This window comes from Thalassotalea sp. PP2-459, from assembly GCF_001913705.1.
Classification (GTDB): domain Bacteria; phylum Pseudomonadota; class Gammaproteobacteria; order Enterobacterales; family Alteromonadaceae; genus Thalassotalea_C; species Thalassotalea_C hakodatensis.
Genome location: NZ_MKQD01000049.1, coordinates 1 through 23,647, shown reverse-complemented (window position 1 = coordinate 23,647; position 23,647 = coordinate 1). Strand labels below are relative to the sequence as shown.

Here is a 23,647-nt window from a genome sequence, read left to right as displayed (position 1 = left end):
AGTAAACCTCTAGACACTATTGAATAGGTGGAAATTTGATACGATCAGATAAGTGACCTACCGAACTCACGAAATAATACGATAAATTCCAATGCATTAAACTTTTATAATTGTTATAAGCTAAATAAACACGACCGTTTTTATCATCGGGAAACACCAATGCCGCCTTTATATCTACTTTAGGTAGATCTGTACCATCAGTGCGTCTAATACCTAATGCTTGCCATTCTGCCATTGGCTTCTCTTGCTTCGCCCACGCCTTTAACCAGTTTGAGCGACCGCCAGTGTTTTTAGGGATCGCCAAGCTATAATCAAACCCTTCAGGTAATAAAACCTGTCTTCCCCATGTGTAATTCCCGTTCCAGCCCTCTTGCACAAGATAATTGGCCATGGAAGCAAACACATCTGCTTTATTACCCCAAATATCTTTTTTACCATCACCATCACCGTCAACAGCATAGGCTAAAAATGAGCTTGGCATAAATTGGTTTTGCCCCATAGCGCCTGCCCAAGAACCTTTCATATTTGCAGCTTCAATATGCCCTTGTTGCAATATTGTCATAGCAGCCCATAACTCTTTTTTAAAGAAAGCTTCTCTTCGTCCTTCAAAGGCAAGCGTACTTAATGCCGAAATAACATTATAATTGCCCATTATTTTCCCGAAGTTCGTTTCTAACCCCCACAGCGCAACAATAAATCTTGGCTGAACACCGTATTGTTCATTTATTTTTCTTAGAACAGTTTCATTTTCTTTATATAATGCTCTCGCTTTATTTACTTTCCAATCAGGCACCCGTTTCGGTAAATAAGTATCTAGTGTTTCAACTTTTTCCGGTTGGCTTCTATCTGCTTTTACAGCTCGTTTATGAAAAGTAACATTCGCAAAACTTTCTTCAATAAGTTGCGTAGAAAAGCCTTTTTGTTGTGCTTCTGCTTTTAATAGTTCAACATATTTTACAAAGTTACTTTCGGTTAATTCTTTAGCAGCTGTAACTGTACTAAAAATTGATAATGTAATGGTTAAAAAGTAGCAAGAAGTTTTATTTTTCATCGGTAATAACACTTATAGATCTTCGTTAAACGTATCTAATTTACTGGCTTTATGTGCAGCAAGTAAATCTTCTTTCGGTGGTGGTAACTGTAAATAATAGCCCTGGGTAGTTAAACTTTCTTGTACTTTCACTATATCAGCAAAACCTAATTTGGTTTTTGCATTTAAATTGATAATCGTGACTAATTCTGGTTTTCCAAAAACCGCCATTAATGTTTCAGGCACTTGTGAAAAATCATCACGTTGCTTAATAAATAAATATGTTTCTGCTTTTTTCGCACTTTTATATACAGCCGTTAGCATAATAAAACCTAAAATGATTATTTGATAATATCTATAATGAAATCATTACTGATATTACAACGGTAATGAACTAAATTGATTTTTCGCATGTTGTAGTAAATCCTCACCAAATAGCTCACCACGCCATGTTTGCAAAATGTCTATATCAGCCGTTGATGGTGACAACTCGTAATACCAAGATAACAGTTGATTTATTTGTTTTTTAGATGCCAAATTTTCTACTGGTATTTGACTGTCTACAGCAACAGAAGATACATAGTTTTTCACTTTTTTGTATAACTGCTTATAACCAGTACATTGATCTAAACGCTTTATTTTCTCAGGGTAATCCTCAGCACTTACCTTGCTAGCTTCTTCTAACACCCTAAGCATTTGTTTGCCTTTATGGCGAATGTCTAGCGTATCAACGCCTTCAATATTTAGCATAGCACTCATGCTTTTTGGTGCATATTGAGCTAACCCCATGAGCGTATTATCTTTTGCAACAAAGCTTAACGGCAAATCGCGTTTTAATGCTTGTTGATATCGCCAACGCGCTAAATATTTTAAATTATTAAGCTGTTTTGCGTTAAGACGCCAGCTTGTTTTAACATTTTTATATAGGTTATTTTCATCTATTTTTTGTTGTTTTTTCGCAATAAGCTGCGTAGATTCAATTTTTGCTGCACTTAACCAAGCCGTTTTTTCAATATCATCAAGTAACAATGGGTATACCGTAATTAAATGTGTAACATCGGCACTTGCATAAACTAACTGTCTATCAGTTAGAGGTCGCTTGATCCAGTCGGTGCGTGAATCTGATTTATCAAGATCGATATCGAGATAATGCTTGATCATGGCGGCATAACCCATTGATAACCCATGCCCTAGAAAGCTCATGACAATTTGGCTATCAATGATATTTTGTGGCGAACAATTTCCCTGATTAACAAAAATCTCCACATCTTCAGAACAGGCATGGAGTACTTTTGTGATCTTTGGATTTTCAATCAGTTGCCAAACTGGCGATAAATCTGCTATCGATAATGGATCAATTAAGGCAACAACTTCGCCATCACATAATTGTAGTAAGCCTAATTTAGGAAAATACGTGCGCGTACGAACAAATTCAGTATCAATTGCAACCACATCTTTTGTCGAAAAGCGAAGGCACAACTCATTGAGTGCTTGTTGATCTGTTATTAAATGTTCTACCACAGTAAACCTAACTTCTTCTTCGTCTTGTTTTTTGTATGCTGCGATGCTGATGTTTTTTTACACTACGACGAATACGTCGTGCTTTTGCATTATCAATCGCTTTTTCATCAACTTTTACTTTCGATTTTCGCTCAATAGGTAAGCCAACCAGTTGACGGTAATAATTAACGTCTTTTAATGCCAATTCAGTCCAGCCACCCGAAGGCAATTGACGTTGTAATTCAAGATCGCCATACCTGACACGAATAAGGCGGCTCACTTGAACGTCTTGGCTTTCCCATAAACGTCTAACTTCACGGTTTCGCCCTTCAGAAATCACCACATGAAACCAATGATTTCGCCCTTCGCCACCACGATAATAAATTTCTTGGAATTTTGCTGGGCCATCTTCTAATTTTACGCCGTTTTTCAAACGCTGTAACATGGCATCATCTACTTCACCAAATACTCTTACAGCATATTCGCGTTCAACTTTCCGTGATGGATGCATTAATCGATTGGCTAAGTCACCGTCTGTGGTAAATAGTAACATACCTGAGGTATTGATATCTAAACGGCCAACGGCTATCCAACGAGAATCCTCTAAAGGCGGTAGCCGATCAAACACCGTTGGTCTGCCTTCAGGATCTTTACGTGTACACATTTCACCTTCAGGTTTGTTGTACATTAAAACACGGCAAATCTCTTCTTCTGATTGCTGAATGCTAACGTTATGACCGTCAAGGCGAATTTGTTCATTACCTTCAACGCGGTCACCAAGTTTTGCAACTTTACCGTCAACACTTACTCGGCCTGCACTGATCATTGTTTCCAATTCTCGGCGAGAGCCTTTACCTGCCCTAGCAAGTACTTTTTGTAGTTTTTCTGACATCGTTTTATTTCCCGGCAGTAACAGCACAATATTGATGTATTGTTAAGTCTCTGTCTCTTTTGTCAGTGTATCATGAGAATGCATTATATCTTGTATCCCCGCTTGGTTGATAGCAGAATCTGCGATCGGTAGTAAATCAGGTAACTGTTCTAGCGAATTTAATGAAAAATAATCTAAAAATTGTTTCGTGGTTGCATAAAGTGAAGGCTTACCCGGCACTTCTTTTTGACCAATAACAGTTATCCACTCTCTTTCAGTTAACGTTCTAATAATTTGGCTACTCACCGCCACACCTCGAATTTGTTCAATTTCTGCACGTGTAATAGGTTGTCGGTAAGCGATTAACGCTATGGTTTCTAATAATGCCCGAGAATATTTACTCGGTTTGTTTTGAGCAACTTGAGCTATTTTTTCACTGAGTTCAAGGGGGACTTGAAAACGATAACCAGAAGCAACCTCTATTAAGTTTACCCCTCTTTGCTCATAATCTTGTTGTAACTCATTCAAAATACGCTTCACAACTTTATTCTTTATGTGTAATTCAGCAAGTGTATGGCTTTGAAGCCATTGAAGCGATAATGGTTTATCTGCAGTAAATAAGGCTGCTTCAATTAAACATTTGAGCTGTGAATCTGACATCAGGTTAGCTGCATCATTCATCTTTTATCTCCTGCAACCTTATGTATATAACACCTAACTGTTGTGATTGCTGGCATTCAATTCGTTGCATTTTTAATAACTCTAAAATAGCAAGAAAAGTAACCAATACACCTTGACGTCCTTCATCAAATTGAAAAAGCTGTTCAAATGGCGTAAAGGCAGATGCATTATTATTCTCCAGTGTCGATAGAATCATTGTCATTCGTTCTCGAGTAGATAACACTTCTTTCGTAATTTGATGATGTTCAAATGCTTGGTTTCGCGCTAATACTCCCTGTAGCGCTTGTACAAGTTCTTGCCAAGCAATTTGAGGTAATACTGTTTCTATGTCAATACTGGAAGATAAACTTGCTTTTGCACAGAAATAATCCCGTTCAAGACGAGGAAGCTGGTCAATAGATTCCGCTGCTTGTTTAATCACTTCGTATTCTTTTAACCGCTTAATTAACTCGGCACGCGGATCGTACTCTTCGTCTTCAATGGGTTGTTTAGGTAATAACAATTTGGATTTAATTTCAGCAAGAATTGAAGCCATGACAAGGTATTCAGATGCCAGCTCCATATTAAGCTCTTCCATCAGTGCAACATAATGCATGTATTGCGTTGTAATCGGAGCAATAGGTAAATCAAGTATATCTAGTTTTTGTTTTTTTATCAGATACAACAGTAAATCAAGAGGACCTTCAAAAGACTCTAAAATAACTTCTAACGCATTTGGAGGAATAAATAAGTCTTGGGGTTTTTCAATGATCGCTTCACCACGAATAAGCGCAAACGGCAATACTTGTTGCTGCATTTCACCTGCTGTATGTGTGGAATCAACCAAATTATTACCTTAACTTTCTCATTTAAAATACACTACTCGAAGGGGGTTGGGTCACCTTCACCAACGCGAATAATTTGCCCATCTCCCTCGGAAAAATCAACGACTGTTGTTGGATGTTCCCCTAGGTGTCCACCATGAATAATTAAATCTACTTGATGTTCTAACTTATCTCTAATTTCTTCAGGATCAAACTCAGCCATTGAATTACCCGGCATAATTAAGCTAGTGGACATAATAGGCTCTTCTAGTGCAGCTAATAATTCTTGTACAATTGCGCTGTTTGGAACTCTGATGCCTATCGTTCTTTTCTTCGGATTCATTAACCGTTTTGGCACTTCTTTGCTGGCTTTAAAGATAAAGGTGTACGCGCCAGGCGTATTATTTTTCAATAGTCTAAATGCCGTATTATCAACTCTTGCGTACTCAGACAATTCAGATAAATCTTTACAGACTAAAGTAAAGTTATGATCTTTATTAATATCGCGAATACGACATATTCTATCAAGCGCTTTTTTATCGCCAATATGGCACCCCAAGGCATAGCCAGAATCAGTGGGATATACAATAACGCCACCTTGGTGAATAATTTCAGCCGCTTGCTTCATTAAACGTCCCTGTGGATTATCAGGGTGTACATAAAAAAATTGACTCATATCGTGTTCCTTATAATTTGCGCTACTACAAAAGCCACCAACACCGATAAAACGTTATTTATACATACTTACCAAGCTTGCCAAATCGGCATTGCTTGTTCTGGAAGCACTAAATTTTTACCAAGATCAGCCCATTTAGTTGGATAATGAAAGTCTGATCCCAACGATGAAAGTAAATCATACTCCAAACAAAAGCTTAGCATTAATTTACGTTGTTCGTTATTCATTTGAGGTAAAACTATTTCTAAACCGTCACCACCACACGATTTAAAATCTACCACTAATCGCCGAAGCCATTTCGTTGTCATGTCATAGCGAATAGGATGGGCGATTACTGCGCTGCCCCCAGCTAGATGAATGGCCTCAACTGCGTTTTCAATATCACACCACTGAGGTTTAACATATGCCCGTTTACCTTTGCCTAAATATTTATCAAATGCAGCTTGCATATGGTTGATATGGCCTTGATTTAATAACACTTTTGCAAAGTGTGCACGAGTAATAGACCCTTTACCTGCGAGTGCTTTTGCCTGTTGATATACATGATCAAACCCGCATTTAGCGAGTTTTTCACCAATGAGTGTCGCACGTAACTCTCTTGCTTGCTGCTGTGAGTGAATTAATGACACTAATGCAGGGTGATCTGCTTGAATATTTAACCCAACAATATGAATTTCAAAATTATGCCACCGAGTTGATATTTCAATGCCATCAATGATTGTTAATGGATAATTTTTTTCTTGAATATAACCTTTAGCGATATCAAGCGCTGCTACGGTATCATGATCGGTGATAGCTAACACATCAATTTGAAAGTTAACGGCTCTGTCTATCAGCTCTGTAGGCGAAAGACCGCCGTCAGAACATGTAGTATGACTGTGTAAGTCAACGCGTTTCGTGGAAAAGCTCGCTAAATTTTCGGTTGACATCAAGGTCATAATAAGGTTTTCTATAGGGGATTTAGGCAGACGCATTGTAAATGGGAATTGGCTATTAGCCAATAAAAAAAGATGAAAACAACAAAACCTTTAACAACGAACCTTTGGTGGTGGCATAACTCAACATAGTGGGTTGTGAACGTTTGCTGTATTTGCTAAAAATTCAAGATAACCCGCATAGTGCTACTACGCGGGTTTTTTATTTTAACTTTTTAATGAGAAAACCATGTTAACTACAAAAGTAAAAAGCTGGTTTATCTGGTGGCTTCAGCCAATTTACGCCGGATGACACATAAACAGATAAATTAGGAATAACCATGATTATTGTATTAAAACCCCAAGCATCAGAAAAAGATGCGAATGAAATATTAACAAAAATATCAAGCCTTGGGCTCAAACCACTATATATGCCGGGTATTGAGCGAACGGTCCTAGGAGCATTAGGTGATGAACGCGTATTAGCGCAACTTCATTTAGATGCGTATCCAATGGTAGACGAAATAAAACCCGTTTTAAGCCCATATAAACTCGTTAGCCGAGAGTTACAATCTCATGACTCAATCGTATCCATTGGTGGTATTAAAGTCGGTGGAGGAGCATTCACAGTGATTGCAGGCCCTTGTTCAGTTGAAAGCGAAGAGCAACTGTTTGGTGTCAGTGAGATGATATCAAAACAAGGCATTACTTTATTACGCGGCGGCGCGTTTAAACCTCGCACAAGCCCATACTCTTTTCAAGGTCTAGGTCTTGATGGCCTGAAACTTTTAAAAGCTGCCCGCGAAAAATATCAGTTAAATATTGTCTCTGAGATCATCGACCCAAATGATGCCAAATTAATGCACGATTACATTGATTGTTATCAAATTGGCGCGCGAAATATGCAAAATTTTCGTTTACTGGAAGCCGTAGGCAAACACTCTGATAAAGCTGTGCTGTTAAAGCGTGGCATGAGCGCGACCATAGAAGAACTTTTATTAGCTGCTGAGTACATCATTAATGCCGGCAACCCCAATGTCATTTTATGTGAACGTGGCATACGTACCTTCGAAACAGCAACACGAAATACATTGGATCTGAATGCAGTCGCCTATTTAAAAGAAAAATCTCATTTACCGGTATTGGTTGATCCTTCTCATGGAACGGGTGTTAAATCGTTGATCAATCCACTTTCTCGAGCAGCTGTGGCAGTGGGTGCGGACGGTATTATTGTTGAAACGCATTTAAAGCCAACAGAAGCCTTATCTGACGGGCACCAAGCACTTAACGCTGACGATTTTGCCACTTTAATGGCTGATATCAAACCATTCATTAAAGCTGCAGGTAAATCGATATGAATGCCTTATTCACTCAACACAATGATGATACCTACGGCTACGTAACAACGTTGTCAGGTAAAGCCAGGTATCAACCTGATCCATTAACGCTTTTTAAGAAACTATGTGGTGACAAAAAGAACAACTTATTATTAGAATCCGCAGAAATAGACAAAAAACACCAATTAAAAAGTTTACTATTAATCGATGCAGCAGTAAAAATTGTTTGCAACAACACTACCGTGACTTTTACTCCGTTGACCCTTAATGGCGCAGCTGCAATTGCCTTTGCTAAAGAAAACTTGGCTAAGCAAGCATCATTAACAGAAGAAAATGGTGTAGTTAAAGCAACCTTTCCCGAGGTTGATCAACAACTTGATGAAAAATCTCGTTTGTTAGCCGATAACGCCTTTCAAGCATTAAGACAATTTAAACGCTTTGACAATAAAAACCATCACCCTTTTGCCATATTTTTAGCAGGGGCATTTGCCTTTGATATGATCACAATGTCAGAAACATTACCGGTTGTTGAAGGCGGTGAAAACACCTGCCCTGATTTTGTGTTTTATCTTGCAGAAACTCTCGTGGTTATCGATCATGAAAGACGCGCTAGTGAAGTTATTGGTAATGTTTTCTCTGGTCCAGATCAGCAAAAGTGTCACTTTGAAATTGCTCGTCGTTTGTCTGATATCAAAGCACTTGTTGAATCAGATATCGCAGCGCCTCAAACACACGTAAAACCAGTAGAACCATTAACTGTTTTAACTGATGTTAGTGACGAAGAATTTTGTCATACCGTAAGCACCTTAAAAGAACATATTTGTGCTGGTGATATATTTCAAGTGGTACCATCTCGTACTTTTAGCTTGCCTTGCTCAGACACTTTCAATGCTTACCTATGTTTACGAGAAAGTAACCCAAGCCCTTACATGTTTTACTTACAAGACGATGATTTTTGCATGTTTGGCGCCTCACCAGAGTCTGCCATTAAGTATCAACAACATAATAGACAAGTTGAAATTTATCCTATTGCCGGCACGAGGCCGCGTGGTTTTAATGCTGATGGTAGCTTTTCACCCGATCTTGATTGCCGCATTGAATTAGCCTTAAGACAAGATCAAAAAGAATTAGCAGAACATATTATGCTAGTAGATTTAGCCCGAAATGATGTTGCACGCGTGTGTAAACCTGGTACTAGATACGTGGCAGATTTGTTAAAAACCGATAGATACTCCCATGTGATGCACTTAGTTTCTCGTGTATGCGGCACGCTTTCCGATGAATTAGATGCCTTACATGCCTATCAAGCTTGTATGAATATGGGGACATTATCTGGCGCTCCAAAAGTAAGCGCAACCTCGTTGATCAGGCAGCACGAAGGTAAACGACGAGGCAGTTATGGCGGTGCTGTAGGCTATCTTACTGGCGAAGGAGATATGGATACCTGTATTGTTATTCGCAGTGCTTTTGTAAAAAATAACATCGCCTATATTCAAGCGGGTGCGGGTGTTGTATATGACTCAAATCCACAAGCTGAAGCTGATGAAACGCGACAAAAAGCACAAGCGGTAATCAGCGCAATTCAAAAAGCAGCAACGTTAATAAACGTTTCCTCATCACAGGAGAGTGACTCATGAGCAAAAAAATAAAGGTCTTTATGCTCGATAACGTTGACTCATTTACTTATAACTTAGTGGATGAATTTCACGTGCTAGGCTTCAGCCCTGTTATTTACCGCAACACGTTATCAGCAGATTTTATTCTTGCACAAATGGAAGCTTGCTCAGACCAAGTATTATTAGTGCTTTCGCCTGGACCAGGGTCTCCAGAACATGCTGGCTGTTTAATGGCGTTAATCGCAAAAACAGCTGGAAAATACCCCATACTCGGTATTTGTTTAGGTCATCAAGCGTTAATAGAGCACTACGGTGGTAAAGTAGGTCGAGCACCAGAAATTGTTCATGGTAAGTCCGCAAACGTTAACCATTGTGGTACTGGTGCATTTAAAAACATAGAGCAACCCTTACCTGTTGCCCGATATCATTCATTAGTGGGATTGAACATTCCAAGCACATTATCGGTAACAGCAACCGTTGAAGCTGCCTCAGGCGAGCAACTACCTATGGCAATAACTCACCGAACTGACCGCGTAATGGGCTTTCAGTTTCATCCAGAATCTATATTAACCACTTATGGCAGCACATTACTAGAGCAAAGTATTCGTTGCCTAACTGAACAAACTTTAAAGGAATAATCATGAACGTTTTATCATTACTTGTTGAGGGGAACTCTCTCACTCAAGCACAAGCCGAAACGTTTTTTGGCGACGTAATGCAAGGCAACATCGCGCCGGAATTACTCGCGTCTATCTTAACGGCATTAAAAATTAAAGGTGAAACACCTGAAGAAATTGCTGGAGCGGCGGTAGCTGTTCGACAATTTGCCACCTCATTTCCAACACAAACATTGCCAGTAAGCGACTGTGTAGGTACGGGTGGTGATGGCGCAAATACTATTAATATTTCAACTACTGCAGCTATTTTAGCAGCTGCATGTGGTATTCCAATGGCGAAACACGGTAACCGTAGTGTTTCAAGTATGTCAGGCTCTGCAGATTTATTAGAAGCGTTTGGTGTTAACTTATCTATGACACCAGAAACCGCGAGTCAATGTTTGCAACAAGCTAATTTATGTTTTTTGTACGCGCCAGCGTATCACCCAGGGTTTAAATATGCCGGCCCTGTTCGCAAAGCGATGGGCATTAGAACGTTATTCAACATTCTTGGGCCATTAGTGAACCCTGCTTCACCCTCAGTGATGTTGATGGGGGTATATACACCTGAATTGATCCAAACTCTGGCAAAAAGCCTGCAATTAACAGGGGTAGAAAAAGGCTGGGTTGTTCACGGTAGTGGCTTAGATGAAATTGCCCTACACGGTGAAACTCAAGTATGTGAAATCAGTAATGGTCAACTCAGCAATAAAACCATCACACCGGAAGACTTTGGCTTATCGCGCTACTCATTAGATGATATTAAAGGTGGGACGCCTCAGGAAAATGCAGAGATAATTAAACAAATTTTATCTGGTAACGGTGAAGATGCACACAACAGTGCAGTGATCATTAACTGTGCCGCATTACTATATTTGCATGGTAAAGCTCTCGATTTAAAAGCAGCGGCTTCCGTTGCACAACAAGTGCTCTCCTCGGGTGAAGCTTTGACCAAGCTAGAACAGTTAGTCGCTATATCAAATCAAGCAGGTGCACAATAATGGCGAATGTATTAGAAAAAATTGTTGCTAACAAACGCATAGAAATCGAAGCACTAAAAAAACAAAAACCATTAGCTACCTTTGTTGAAACATTAACCCCTTCAACAAAAAATATGTATGATGCGCTTGATAGAGCAAAAGGTCATAATGGTGCTGGGTTTATTTTAGAGTGTAAAAAAGCCTCACCCTCAAAAGGGCTTATCCGTGAAGATTTTGATGTACTGTCAATTTGTCAAACCTATGATAACTATGCCGCAGCCATCTCAGTGTTAACCGACGAACAATATTTTCAAGGTAACTATGAATACTTAAACATTGTCACCGAGCATGTTAGTTGCCCAGTACTTAATAAAGACTTTTTTATCGATCCATACCAAGTATATCTTGCACGCTACTACGGTGCTGATGCCATTTTATTAATGCTCAGTGTATTAGACGATCATGAGTATCAGCAATTAGCAACGATCGCCGAACAATTAAGCCTCAATATTTTAACCGAAGTATCCACCGAAGATGAGCTAACTCGAGCTATAGCACTAGATGCCAAACTTATTGGAATAAATAATCGTAATTTACGTGATCTTTCCACTGATATCTCACGTACTTTTGAATTTGCACCAAAAATACCTGATGATCGTATTATTATTTCAGAGTCAGGCATTTATACAAATGCACAAGTTAGAGAGCTAGCACCAGCCGTTGATGGCTTCTTAGTGGGGAGTTCTGTCATGGCGCAGCAAGATATTGATCTTGCTTGTCGTAAACTTATTTATGGCGAGAACAAAGTCTGTGGCTTAACTTCAGCTAAAAATGCGAAGCTGGCAGTTGAATCAGGCGCACTTTATGGCGGGCTTATTTTTGCTGAAAAATCTGCACGTTTTATTACGCAACAACAAGCAGAAGATATCGTTACACATGTACCTTCTCTTAATTACGTAGGCGTTTTTGTTAATTGCGATTTAGCTATCGTGGTTGAAAGTGCAAAAGCACTTAACCTTTACGCTGTTCAACTTCACGGAGATGAGTCAGCGCTTTACATTAAGGAACTGCGACAAAAACTACCGGAAAGCTGTCAAATTTGGCAAGCGGTTAAAATAGAATCTACTTTAGTCACTACAAGTAACCCAGAAGTAGATCATGTGATATTAGATGGCTCAGAGCCAGGGAGCGGAAAGGCATTTAATTGGCAATTAATCACTGATAGTAATTTATTATTTACCCACTGTTTTATTGCTGGTGGCCTTGGACTCAAAACCATTAAACAAGCACTTGCTTTACAAACAGAGCAGGCTTTATTTGGCTTAGATATTAACTCTGGCGTTGAGTCAGCACCCGGCATTAAGTGCCCTGAAAAACTAACGCATACGTTTGAACAAATACGGAATTATTAACATGACATCACATTCAGATAAAAAACCAACACTTCCAGCCTATTTCGGCGAATTTGGCGGCATGTACGTTGGTGAGTTACTTGTGCCTGCTTTAGAGCAACTAGAGCAAGCCTATATTGAATCGCAACAAGATGAAGCGTTTATTAAAGAGTTTAACGACTTATTAGAACATTATGCTGGTCGGCCAACCCCCCTAACCTTAACGCGAAATGTATCTCCTAACCCATTAGCAAAAATTTATTTAAAACGCGAAGATCTTCTGCATGGTGGCGCTCATAAAACTAACCAAGTATTGGGACAAGCACTACTTGCAAAGCGTATGGGCAAGAAAGAAATTATTGCTGAAACAGGTGCTGGTCAACATGGTGTTGCATCGGCAATTGCCTGTTCCTTATTAGGATTAAAGTGTCGTGTTTATATGGGCGCAGTAGACTGTGAACGACAACAGCCTAACGTCTTTCGCATGAAACTGATGGGTGCAGAAGTTATTCCTGTTACCGCTGGCGGCGGCACGTTAAAGGATGCAGTAAATGAAGCGCTACGTGATTGGTCAGCGAATTATGATGATGCGCATTATTTATTAGGCACAGCAGCGGGCCCTCACCCTTTTCCAACCATTGTGCGTGATTTTCAAAAAATGATCGGTGAAGAAGCAAAACAACAGTTATTAACGCAAGAAGGTCGATTACCGGATTACGTAATTGCCTGCGTTGGCGGAGGTTCAAATGCCATCGGCATGTTTAACGACTTTCTTGATGATGAAAGCGTGAAAATTGTGGGTGTTGAAGCTGGCGGTAAAGGTGTTGATACACACGAACATGGCGCAACACTTTCTGCAGGTACAAAAGGTATGCTTCACGGTAATTACACCTATATTATGCAAGATAAATTTGGCCAAATAGAGGAATCTTATTCCGTTTCAGCAGGGTTAGATTATCCCGCCGTTGGACCGCAACATGCCTTCCTAAAAGAAACAGGTCGAGCACAGTATGTTCCGATCAACGATGATGAAGCACTAGAAGCCTTTCAAACACTGGCACGTTCCGAGGGTATTATTCCCGCATTAGAGTCGTCACATGCATTAGCTCAGGCACTGAAAATGGCAAAAGACGTCACTGAAGAAACTATCTTTTTAGTGAATTTATCAGGCCGCGGTGACAAAGACTTAGCTCATGTACACACAGTGCTTAATGGCGAGGAGCAATAACAATGACACAATTATCTACAAACACATTAGGCAAACGTTATCATGATTGCTTTACTGCCTTATCTACAGCCAAAGAAGGCGCATTTATTCCTTTTGTAACCATTGGTGACCCTAACCCCAAACTTTCATTAAAAATAATCAAAACACTTATTGATGCTGGCGCAGATGCACTAGAACTCGGTATTCCTTTTTCTGATCCGAGTGCCGATGGCATCACCATTCAAGAAGCGGGTAAACGCGCATTATCTTCTGGCGTCAATACTGATATATGCTTTGATATTTTAGCGCAAGTACGTGCTTATGCTCCCGATATTCCAATTGGGCTTTTATTATACGGCAATTTAGTCTTTGCTCGTGGTATTACCACTTTTTACCAAGATGCAGCAAAAGCTGGCGTTGATTCGGTATTAATTGCCGATTTACCTCTTCGTGAAAGTGAACCGTTTATCAAAGCCGCAGAACAAGCGGGTGTTGCTCCTATTTTTATCGCTTCACCAAATGCTGATGCCGATAAGCTTTCAGCAGTTGCCGAGCATACTAAAGGTTATACTTATGTACTTAGCAGAGCCGGAGTCACAGGCACCGAAACCAAAGCAAGCACGCCAGCAGAGCATATTATTTCAACGTTAAAAGCAAATAATGCTGCTCCTGCCGTTATTGGTTTTGGAATTTCTTCACCTGAGCAAGTAAAAGATGCATTAAAAGCTGGAGCAAAAGGTGCAATTAGCGGCTCAGCCGTGGTAAAAATCATTGAAAATCATCTAAAAGATGAACAAGCGATGCTTAGTACACTTGCCACTTTTATTCGTGAAATGAAAGCCGCAACCCGTTAAACACTTGCATACTATAAAAGTTTTAATTTTAAGTTAAAATCGTTAAACAAAAAACCAACACAATGATGTGTTGGTTTTTTTGCATTAAATGCTCAGTCTTTAACTGTATAACCGCGAAAAGTAACTTTGAACCTTAGGGTCTGTTGATCTTTCGAGATTAAATTTTGTTCGAACTAAACGCGAAAGAACAACAGGCTCTAATCATTAACTTGATAATTCGCTTTGGGTTTTCGATGATAAAACAACGCTCTTATCGCGCAATAAGTAATAACGATGATCAAAACACTGGTCAATATCTTGTCGAAAAAACCATGCAAGTCTACTTCAATATGTAAAGCCTGATGCGTTAGCCAAACAATGACACTTGCAGGCTCACCTTGCAACAGATTAATTGCAAGTACAGTGCTACAAACTAATAATATTACACCAAGAAATTTGGCAAAAAATGAATAGGCGACGCTTTCCATAGTAACCCTTATCTACCTTATTATTGTTAACAATGCTTTCGACAATTATGTATTAGAGCGTGTTGAGTTTTGTTCAAAATAAACGCCTTTGATCGCGGCACTTGAATTATTGCATAGTCATTCTATGGTTAGTTCAAGTAACAAAGAGCAGGAGGCGTTTAGTTGAACCCTTCGGGCTGCATCTGTTTGGCATTTCTACTGTGTTAACGCTTGACTGGAGTAGAGTAACTACACGGCGCAAGTGTTGTCTTGCATAAATACCAAACAAATTGCAGCAAAAGTAAACATGAACGTTCAACACGCTCTAATAACACTTAAAATAAAAAACTTTGTCACAAACATTATCCACTTAAATAAAAATATCCTAAACAAAATAACACTAATAACAATACTAATATTTTCCAACGCTTTACTGATACAAATAAACAGCCTTTAAGCCATTGGAATAATAAGTTTAGTCTTTGCATTAAAACTTTTATTACACCTTATTTTTGTTATTTTTGTTATTTTTGGTTATTTTTGGTTATCAATACGCGATAAAATAGTATGGCAAAGCTCATGAGTTGCCAATATATCTTCAAGATGTTCTGGCAAATACAGTTGATTTTCTTTAATGATAGCTTGCCATTCAGAGAACAAATCAACAAAGCCCCGAGTAAATAAATAGCTCTGCCAATCTGAAAAGCCAAGCTGTGACTTGATGCCAGAGTGCACTTTCCAACCCGTCGTTAAATTACTAATGTATTGTTTTTGATGTGCGCAGTAGTACTCTATTATTTCTTCAGTTGCGCCCGCAACACGATTCATACTGCCTTCAAATAATGCGTTATTATAAGTGAAGCGAATACTAATATTCCCCAAGTGTTCACCAACAAAATATGCATGTACGTCAAGGCTTTGAGTGATCTCTTTTAAGCTGGCGTTAGAAAGAAAACGCAAACCGTCAATAACATGTATAAAGTCATTAAATATCGTATTTTGCGCAGGAGAAAGTATGTTATTTCTATTTTTCTGCCATTTAACATGAATTGGGCTATTTTGCTTTAACCCACTAATGAGTGGTGCATACCGCCTATTCATCGCTAAAAATAATGGTATGTTATTGGTCTTTGCAATATCAACTAGATGTCGACATTCTTCAATATTTAGGCTTAAAGGTTTATCAACAAACGTAGCAATATTAGCTTTTAGTAGAGCTGATGCCATGGAATAATGTGCTTCAGTTGCACTGTGGATCATCGCAGCATCGGGTTTGGCTTGTATAAGGCTTTCAATATCTTGATAGCATTCATCAATACGGTATTGCTGCGCAAGTTGCGATAACGTTTCAGCATCTCTCGTCACTAAGATCGGCGAAACATCTTCCTGATTAGCGACAATGGGTAAGTAGGCTTTTTGCGCAATATCACCTAGCCCTATCATCGCAATTCTTTGTTTTTCTCCCCTTTCGATGCTCAAGCTTTCATCCCTCATAAACAACTGATGACAATACCTATTAATAAAGGCGTTTTACATTATCCGCGCATAAATAAGTGGCCGATAAAACAGCTTGGTATTACACAAATTTTAGCGGAAAAAAAAGCGCTTCCACAGGTCGCGCTTTTCATTTTAACTTATTTTTAAGAGGCTGATATTTTAGCCCATGTATCTCGTAAACCTACTGTTCTATTAAATACCAATTTCCCCTCTGAAATATCTTTATTATCGAGACAAAAATATCCCTGACGCTCAAATTGATAAGCCATTTCTGGTATTGCTGATGCAAGTGCAGGCTCTACTTTCGCATTATCAATAACCACTAACGATTCAGGGTTTAAAACTGAATGAAAATCTTCTGCCGCTGCAGGGTTAGGAACGGTAAATAAACGATCATATACACGTACCGTAGCGTCTAACGCTTGCGCTGCTGATACCCAATGTATCACGCCTTTAGGCTTTGTACCGTCTTCTGGATTTTTACCCAAGGTTTTATCATCATAAGTACAATAAACCGTGGTAATATTTCCTTCCGCATCTTTATCGCAACGCGTAGCAGTAACAACATAAGCACCACGTAAACGTACCGCTTTACCTAACACTAAGCGTTTATACTTCTTGTTAGCTTCTTCACGAAAGTCTTCTGATTCGATCAATAGTTCTTTACTGAAGGGTACCGTGCGATTCCCTAAAGACTCATCACTAGGATGATTTTTAACCGTTAGTGTTTCTACAAGGTCTTCAGGGTAATTTTCAATTACTAACTTAATAGGATCTAATACTGCCATAGCACGCGGCGCGTTATCATTTAAATCTTCACGAATACAAGCTTCAAGCACGCCCATTTCGACGGTGTTATCCATTTTGGTTACACCGATACGCTTGGTAAATTCACGTATCGAATTGGGCGTAAAACCTCTACGGCGTAAAGCAGAAACGGTTGGCATTCTTGGATCATCCCAGCCAGAAACTACTTTCTCTTCTACTAACGCATTTAACTTGCGTTTACTCATCATGGTATATTCTAAGTTTAAACGAGAAAACTCATACTGATGTGGTGCGGAATCGATAGTTATATTTTCAATCACCCAATCGTATAAACGTCGATTATCTTGAAACTCCAATGTACATAATGAATGAGTAACATTTTCGATCGCATCAGAAATACAGTGTGTAAAATCATACATTGGATAAATGCACCATTTATCGCCCGTTTGATGATGGTGAGCAAACTTAATGCGATAAATTACAGGGTCACGCATACACATAAAGCTTGAACTCATGTCAATTTTTGCGCGTAACGAACATTCCCCTTCCTTAAATCCACCTTGTTTCATTTTTTCAAAAAGCGCAAGATTTTCTTCAATTGACGTGTCACGATAAGGGCTGTTTTTCCCTGGTGCCTTTAACGTACCTCTATACTCACGCGTTTGCTCATTATTTAAAAAGCAAACATAAGCTAAGCCTTTTTCAATAAGCTCTACTGCAAATCCGTATAATTGATCAAAATAGTTCGAAGAGTAACGCACATCGCCTGACCATTCAAAACCTAACCAATGGACATCGTTTTTTATCGAATTAACATAATCGATATCTTCTTTTTCTGGGTTGGTATCATCAAAGCGTAAATTACATTGACCGTTATAATCTTCTGCAAGGCCAAAATTTAGGCAAATGGATTTCGCATGGCCAATATGTAAATAACCATTTGGCTCTGGTGGAAAACGCGTCTGGATATTATTGTGCTTGCCACTATCAAGATCAGCATCAATAATTTGACGAATAAAGTTAGATGGACGGTTTTCAACTTCCGACATGAAGGGTCAATCCTCAAAAAACAAAGCAATAAATTAATCGCGCATTATGTCAAAAAGCTACGATAACTTACAGCGTAAAATGCGGCTAACGATAAATTCTTTAGTAACGCGATAAAACAGTATACACCTGTTATACGCGTTACCCTAAAAGCAATACAATGACGGTTAACTATCTAGGTTCAATTGCAGCTGTGAAAACACCTCAGGATTAGGGAAGCCATCAGCTACTAGCGAGTACTTTAATTGAAAAGCACGGATTGCTTTTCGGCTGTTCGGCCCCCAAATACCATCAGGTTTACCACTTTCAAAACCCATCTCATTTAAGGTTGCTTGTAACTGCTCCATTTGGTGACGACTAAAATGCAATGGTTTAGGATCTTCGATTGGCTGTACGCCTTGCGAACCTACAAGCTTATCCGCCAATATCCCCACTGAAAGCGCGTAATTTTTCGATAAATTCCATTTCATGATCACATCAAAGTTGCTGTACACTAAAAACGCATTACCTTGATATCCGTTAGGTAACACTAATTCAGCTTGAATATTAGCCACCGGTAAAGCTTTACCATTAATTTGCTTAACACCTGCACTTGCAAACTTATTTAACGCATATCGTGTATCAAATTCAAAGGCGCTAAAGTCAAAATTTTCTGGTAAACGTACTTCTCTCCCCCAGCGTAAAGAGGGTTTCCAACCAATTTTATTGAGGTAATTTGCTGCACTAGTTAACGCATCAACTTCGCTTTGCCACACATCTATTTTACCGTCATCATCGCCATCAATTGCATACTTTTTCAATGCAGAAGGCATAAACTGCATGTGCCCCATTGCCCCAGCCCACGAGCCAGCTAATTGTTCAACCTTTACGGTATTTTGATCAATTAAGCGAAATAGATCGAAAAGTTCACTCGTAAAATAACGTTTCCTGCGCTTATCACACGCTAAAGTGGCGATTGAATTAAGAACAGACATCTTGCCTTTATGACGACCAAAAACGGTTTCTAGTCCCCAAAAAGACACGAGATATTGTGGCGCTACACCATACTCCTTTTGCAAGCTTGATAATAATGCTTCATGTTTTTTCAACATGATACGGCCATGTTTAATATGATATTGACTTACACGCTTATCAACATACTGCGCAAAGCTTTGAGCAAACTCTGGTTGGTTTTTATCTAGCTTTATAACCCGCTCCACTGGAGCAAGCGTCTTAATAACTTGTTGAATTTTAGGAGAAAGCCCTTGGTTATCCGCTAAAGTAGAAAACCGCTGTTGGCATTGTTCAAAGGTTTCTATAGTGCTTGCTGATGCTTGAGCGAGTATAAACGTTGTAGATAAACCTATAAGCCATTTGGATAGCTTAGGAGAAAGTTTGTGCTGCATTGAAAAATCCAAATATAAAAAAATGACACTTGCACGTTATACAATTGCAGAAAATTAGTAAAGCTGCTTAATCGCAAATTATCTACGTTTACTCGTATGTTGAAAAATATTGCTGCATTAGTTGCTGATACATTCGATACACTTGCAAGTCGCCGTAACTATAAACCGCCATTTTCGCATAATATTCTTTAAACACCGGAGCAAACGCTAAGTTATTATTCAAAGCATGATGTTTCATAATCGCTAGTAATTTTCTTTCAGGGTAACCTAAACCGTTCTCATCCGGCTGGCGAGAAAGTTGTGCATTAATTGCATTTTTTATCATGCATAGATGCGACGGAAGCTGATTTAATAATAGAGTAAATTGAGCATAGTCATTCAGATAGAAAGCTTGCCAACACTTAGCAAAAAAAGCCAAGTCATGTTGCGAAAGGGATAACGCGTTATCTTTAGCTAAGATTAATTCCGCATCACTCATATCGGCAAAGCTGTATTCATTCCCCTCATTAGGCTTTACCCAACGTACCTTACATACCTTATTATCGACTAATAAAGAACAGATGTACCACAGATTAACTTGACAAAATAAGTCTTCTTCAAACCACAATTCAACAAGGTTTTCATGAGTTAATGCGCGTATCTTTTCAAATTCAGGTTTTGCTTCTGCTAAATATTGTGCTTCAGTACACTGTGGATAGCTAGCGATAAATGTTGCACGGTTTAACATAAACTGTTCAAAGGTATCACCAAATAGGTCACCATCAACCAAACATTCACGCGCTATAATTTTCTCCCCTTTTATTGCTTCCGGGAAGCGTTGAAGTAAAGCATCTCCATTTAAAATATGTGTTTTCATGATCACCAATTTGCTAGCTACTTCTGCTATTGCCCTTTTATCATTTTCAAAAATATACAGCATTCGTATTTCAATCACGCTAAGTGCCCTCTACCTTGCATTACGCTCAAGAATATTGGGTAAGCTGATGTAAAAGACAGTTTAGCTGCTCAACTTAGATAACAACTATTAATATTGAGTGCACTGATACATTATGTCGTACTTTGCTATGGCGTTATGACAAACTTATTATCACGTTTAATCACATTAAAAGCGTAATTGTATTCGCTAAACACACAGATTGGTCGCTTATGAAGATAACAATAAACATTTCCGTCAAGCTTTAGCTCGTCACCTGATAAATCAGCGCCTTGATGCGGGCATTTGGCTGGAATCGCTCTATACTCAGCCTCTTCACCTTCTCCTAAACGATAGATGATAATCAATTTAGCCGTGTTTGCAGGTGGTAGAGTAGCAATAGCATTCCATGCATTTTTTTGTTTTAATGGTTTAACATCCATTACTTCCACTTCATGGTCAATTACACCGCCACAAGGAAAGTATTGTAAGAGTTCATTTTTATTCATAGTACGAAGTTACCGGTTATGATACATTCATCTGTAAGCACACTGATTAAAAGCGTACAGCAATGTACCTTATGCCAAAAAGAGCTGCCATTTACAGCAAATCCTGTTTTACAATACCATGATAAAAGTAAAATACTACTTGCAGGTCAAGCACCTGGCGTATCTGCTCATATGAGTTCCACACCTTTTGATGATCAAAGTGGCAAGCGATTAAAACAATGGCTACAAGTCACAGATCAACAACTGTACAACAATAAGCTTTTTTCCATTTTGCCAATGGGTTTTTGCTACCCTGGTAAAAGCAAATCAGGTGACTTACCGCCCATAAAACGCTGTGCTAACACGTGGCGAGCACCGTTGCTTGCTACACTTACAAAATGTCAATTTACTATTTTACTAGGCAAATATGCCGCCAATTGGCACTTATCAAACTCAAAATCCCTTACCGAACTCTGTAAACAATGGCCGTCATTACTAGATGATAATAAGATTGTTTTACCCCATCCTAGCCCTCGAAATATCCCATGGATAACAAAAAACCCATGGTTTGAACAAGATTTGTTACCTGCTTTACGCACTCGCCTTAAAACAATAATAAACGAATAAATAAATGATCGTCATAAGATACAGAGTGTCTATATTATACAGCCTGTTTTATTGTTTTGACTGTTCAAGCGTTTTCTTGGCTTTTTCAAGCGCTTCAACGTCTAATCCTAACTCAATAACAGCTTCCTGTATCAGTTGTGGTTGTGTCATCACTTGCATCATAACCGCTTGAAGCTTTTCTTGTGGAATGCCAAGTTCAGCAATGCTATTCATCGCCATTAAAGGATTGTCAGTTAATTGGATAAAAACAGCCTTAATTTGTTCATCGGGGATGTTTTCATCTCTTAAAAGTTGAATAATCGGATTCATTACATTCTCATTGTGTACGCATAATTACACGAATTATAAAGCGAATAAATATAAAGAAAAACCTTTGATTGCAATATCAGTTTTTCTTTAGACATTTTATCTAGGGCCTGTTGATCTTTCGAGATTAAATTTTGTTCGAACTAAACGCTTTTGTTCAAGGCGTGAGCAATATCGCATGGTTTTTCCATGTCAATGGAGAACAACGATGAAGAAATAGCGTTTAGCTGAACCCAAGGGCAGCGTTTTTTGTCATTTATACGTCGTTATTGCTGTTTGATGTGGAATAACCACACATTAATCGCAATGCCTTCTCTAAATACCAATAAACTGCTGCCAAAATAAACGCGAAAGTTCAACAAGCCCTAGCGTATTGAGGAATATCCTATTACAATAAATCAGTATTAAGCGTTTTTTAGTTGTACCATGCACTCTAATATCTTACTCAAACTGTGTTTCATTGCATTTTTCTGTGCTATTTCTTTTATCACCTTTGGTAAAGAAACACTGAATGTCGTTGTCGGTTTAACGAAGCCTCCTTATGTGATTGAAAAAACACAATCAGGCTTTGAGTTAGAATTAATTACCAATGTTCTCAACCAATTGAATAAACAACCAAATTATATTTTTGTTCCCTTCGGCCGCTCAGAGCGCATGTTGAATGAGCATGACATTGATATTATTTTAACCGCTAACAAACAAATAATTGGCGATAAAGCCTATTTATCCGAACCTTATATCACTTACCAAAATGTAGCCATTTCATTAAAGAAAAATGAATTACGCATTGATAAGGTTGCAGATTTAGCAAGTTATTCATTAGCAACTTTTCAATCAGCCCATAAAGTACTCGGCAGTGAATTTGCTAAAAGTGCTGAACTTAGCCCCGTTTACATTCAAATAATTAAACAACAACACCAATTAGAAATGTTGTTTAAGGAAAGAGTTGAGGTGATCATTATGGATAAAAATATTTTTGCCTATATGCTCAGCAAATATTACCCTGGCGAAGATATTAACCAATTAACCATACATAAAGTATTCCCAGAAAGCCTATACAGTGCGGCATTTAAAAGCCACTTCTTTCGAAATAACTTTAATCAACAACTTGAGATATTCTTAAATTCACCTCAACATCATGAATTAAAGCAAAAATATCAACTTATTAATTAAGGCCTGCTGATCTTTCAGGTTTATTTGCAGCAGTTTATAGGAATTTAGACAAGGCATTGCGATTAATGTGTGGTTATTCCACATGAAACAGCAATAACGACGTATAAATGACTAAAAACGCTGCCCTTTGGGCTGAGCTAAACGCACCTCTTTTATACCAAAAAAACGTCAAATACCGCGATTCATTATTCTTACAAAGCTTAAGCATGTAATTCACCATTGCCTTTGACGAAAACAACAAAATCTGCGTATGTTATCGTTAAAAATACCTTAGCAATTTTTATAACATTAAAAAATTCGTCTATAATACCTTTATCAACAGTAGTTATACCAATTCGCATAAAGATTAAGTCAGTTCAGAGCGATGTCAGAGGTGGGAGAATAAGTGAAACGTGTGCAGGTATAGTTGTTCTACATCAAACACGTTTTGCGCAATTATCGCGCCTCTAACACGCTCCCAAAGGGCGAGTTTAAACGCTTC

The 23,647-nt window shown here is 38.6% G+C and carries 24 protein-coding genes; 9 read left to right on the top strand and 15 right to left on the bottom strand.

Annotated features, from left to right (window positions below):
• Nucleotides 1–16 precede the first annotated feature (16 nt).
• The 8 genes from BI291_RS12295 to BI291_RS12260 all read right to left on the bottom strand — a co-directional run bounded on the left by BI291_RS12295 (nt 17) and on the right by BI291_RS12260 (nt 6,490).
• The gene (locus BI291_RS12295; protein WP_074499079.1) at nt 17–1,051 is read right to left on the bottom strand and encodes a lytic transglycosylase domain-containing protein; all 1,035 of its coding nucleotides are present in this window, start codon (nt 1,049–1,051) and stop codon (nt 17–19) included.
• A gap of 12 nt (nt 1,052–1,063) precedes the next feature.
• Complete coding sequence (locus BI291_RS12290; protein ID WP_074499067.1) at nt 1,064–1,354, bottom strand: YcgL domain-containing protein; 291 nt, start codon at nt 1,352–1,354, stop codon at nt 1,064–1,066.
• Between the two features lie 54 nt (nt 1,355–1,408).
• On the bottom strand, nt 1,409–2,551 hold the full coding sequence (gene rnd, locus BI291_RS12285) for a ribonuclease D (RefSeq protein WP_074499066.1): 1,143 nt from the start codon (nt 2,549–2,551) through the stop codon (nt 1,409–1,411).
• Between the two features lie 7 nt (nt 2,552–2,558).
• Nucleotides 2,559–3,422 carry a 23S rRNA pseudouridine(2605) synthase RluB gene (rluB, locus tag BI291_RS12280; protein ID WP_074499065.1) on the bottom strand — a complete coding sequence of 288 codons (864 nt, stop codon included), beginning with the start codon at nt 3,420–3,422 and terminating at the stop codon, nt 2,559–2,561.
• Nucleotides 3,423–3,464: 42 nt separating this feature from the next.
• Nucleotides 3,465–4,082: an SMC-Scp complex subunit ScpB gene (gene scpB, locus BI291_RS12275; protein ID WP_074499064.1), complete on the bottom strand. Its 618-nt coding sequence runs from the start codon at nt 4,080–4,082 to the stop codon at nt 3,465–3,467.
• Nucleotides 4,075–4,878 (bottom strand): ScpA family protein, encoded by an 804-nt coding sequence (locus BI291_RS12270; protein ID WP_074499078.1) that lies wholly within the window; start codon nt 4,876–4,878, stop codon nt 4,075–4,077. The genes scpB and BI291_RS12270 overlap by 8 nt, the downstream gene beginning before the upstream one ends.
• Nucleotides 4,879–4,940: 62 nt before the next feature.
• Entirely contained in the window at nt 4,941–5,561 is a 621-nt protein-coding gene (locus BI291_RS12265) for an L-threonylcarbamoyladenylate synthase (RefSeq protein WP_074499063.1), read from the bottom strand.
• A 68-nt stretch (nt 5,562–5,629) separates the two neighbouring features.
• Nucleotides 5,630–6,490, bottom strand: coding sequence for a PHP domain-containing protein (locus BI291_RS12260; protein ID WP_175573121.1), 861 nt, complete (start codon nt 6,488–6,490; stop codon nt 5,630–5,632).
• A 326-nt stretch (nt 6,491–6,816) separates the two neighbouring features.
• Here BI291_RS12260 and aroF point away from each other — a divergent pair, with 326 nt between their 5' ends.
• Genes aroF through trpA form a run of 7 tightly spaced genes read left to right on the top strand, consistent with a single transcriptional unit; the run spans nt 6,817 to nt 14,516 of the window.
• Complete coding sequence (gene aroF / locus BI291_RS12255) at nt 6,817–7,833, top strand: 3-deoxy-7-phosphoheptulonate synthase (RefSeq protein ID WP_074499061.1); 1,017 nt, start codon at nt 6,817–6,819, stop codon at nt 7,831–7,833.
• Complete coding sequence (locus BI291_RS12250) at nt 7,830–9,449, top strand: anthranilate synthase component 1 (protein ID WP_074499060.1); 1,620 nt, start codon at nt 7,830–7,832, stop codon at nt 9,447–9,449. The genes aroF and BI291_RS12250 overlap by 4 nt, the downstream gene beginning before the upstream one ends.
• Nucleotides 9,450–9,457: 8 nt before the next feature.
• Nucleotides 9,458–10,066 (top strand): aminodeoxychorismate/anthranilate synthase component II, encoded by a 609-nt coding sequence (locus BI291_RS12245; protein WP_074499077.1) that lies wholly within the window; start codon nt 9,458–9,460, stop codon nt 10,064–10,066.
• Between the two features lie 2 nt (nt 10,067–10,068).
• Complete coding sequence (gene trpD / locus BI291_RS12240) at nt 10,069–11,085, top strand: anthranilate phosphoribosyltransferase (protein WP_217693828.1); 1,017 nt, start codon at nt 10,069–10,071, stop codon at nt 11,083–11,085.
• Nucleotides 11,085–12,476 carry a bifunctional indole-3-glycerol-phosphate synthase TrpC/phosphoribosylanthranilate isomerase TrpF gene (gene trpCF, locus BI291_RS12235; protein WP_074499058.1) on the top strand — a complete coding sequence of 464 codons (1,392 nt, stop codon included), beginning with the start codon at nt 11,085–11,087 and terminating at the stop codon, nt 12,474–12,476. The genes trpD and trpCF overlap by 1 nt, the downstream gene beginning before the upstream one ends.
• Before the next feature lies 1 nt (nt 12,477).
• The gene (gene trpB, locus BI291_RS12230) at nt 12,478–13,683 is read left to right on the top strand and encodes a tryptophan synthase subunit beta (RefSeq protein ID WP_074499057.1); all 1,206 of its coding nucleotides are present in this window, start codon (nt 12,478–12,480) and stop codon (nt 13,681–13,683) included.
• 2 nt (nt 13,684–13,685) lie between these two features.
• Complete coding sequence (trpA, locus tag BI291_RS12225) at nt 13,686–14,516, top strand: tryptophan synthase subunit alpha (RefSeq protein ID WP_074499056.1); 831 nt, start codon at nt 13,686–13,688, stop codon at nt 14,514–14,516.
• Between the two features lie 197 nt (nt 14,517–14,713).
• Here trpA and BI291_RS12220 read toward each other — a convergent pair whose 3' ends face one another.
• The 6 genes from BI291_RS12220 to BI291_RS12190 form a co-directional block, all read right to left on the bottom strand.
• On the bottom strand, nt 14,714–14,983 hold the full coding sequence (locus tag BI291_RS12220; protein WP_074499055.1) for a hypothetical protein: 270 nt from the start codon (nt 14,981–14,983) through the stop codon (nt 14,714–14,716).
• 513 nt (nt 14,984–15,496) lie between these two features.
• A complete protein-coding gene (locus tag BI291_RS12215; RefSeq protein WP_175573120.1) occupies nt 15,497–16,441 on the bottom strand; it encodes a Gfo/Idh/MocA family protein in 945 nt (314 codons plus the stop codon).
• A gap of 161 nt (nt 16,442–16,602) precedes the next feature.
• The gene (glnS, locus tag BI291_RS12205) at nt 16,603–18,276 is read right to left on the bottom strand and encodes a glutamine--tRNA ligase (RefSeq protein WP_074499052.1); all 1,674 of its coding nucleotides are present in this window, start codon (nt 18,274–18,276) and stop codon (nt 16,603–16,605) included.
• A 165-nt stretch (nt 18,277–18,441) separates the two neighbouring features.
• On the bottom strand, nt 18,442–19,659 hold the full coding sequence (locus BI291_RS12200) for a lytic murein transglycosylase (RefSeq protein ID WP_074499051.1): 1,218 nt from the start codon (nt 19,657–19,659) through the stop codon (nt 18,442–18,444).
• A gap of 88 nt (nt 19,660–19,747) precedes the next feature.
• A complete protein-coding gene (locus tag BI291_RS12195; RefSeq protein WP_074499050.1) occupies nt 19,748–20,593 on the bottom strand; it encodes a hypothetical protein in 846 nt (281 codons plus the stop codon).
• A gap of 128 nt (nt 20,594–20,721) precedes the next feature.
• Nucleotides 20,722–21,081: a Rieske 2Fe-2S domain-containing protein gene (locus tag BI291_RS12190; protein WP_074499049.1), complete on the bottom strand. Its 360-nt coding sequence runs from the start codon at nt 21,079–21,081 to the stop codon at nt 20,722–20,724.
• Between the two features lie 18 nt (nt 21,082–21,099).
• Between BI291_RS12190 and BI291_RS12185 the strand changes: the two genes are divergently transcribed.
• On the top strand, nt 21,100–21,687 hold the full coding sequence (locus BI291_RS12185) for a uracil-DNA glycosylase family protein (protein ID WP_074499048.1): 588 nt from the start codon (nt 21,100–21,102) through the stop codon (nt 21,685–21,687).
• Between the two features lie 48 nt (nt 21,688–21,735).
• Here BI291_RS12185 and BI291_RS12180 read toward each other — a convergent pair whose 3' ends face one another.
• Nucleotides 21,736–21,996, bottom strand: a complete 261-nt coding sequence (locus tag BI291_RS12180) for a DUF2999 family protein (protein ID WP_074499047.1) — start codon at nt 21,994–21,996, stop codon at nt 21,736–21,738.
• A 423-nt stretch (nt 21,997–22,419) separates the two neighbouring features.
• Here BI291_RS12180 and BI291_RS12175 point away from each other — a divergent pair, with 423 nt between their 5' ends.
• Complete coding sequence (locus BI291_RS12175) at nt 22,420–23,166, top strand: ABC transporter substrate-binding protein (protein WP_074499046.1); 747 nt, start codon at nt 22,420–22,422, stop codon at nt 23,164–23,166.
• Nucleotides 23,167–23,647 lie beyond the last annotated feature (481 nt).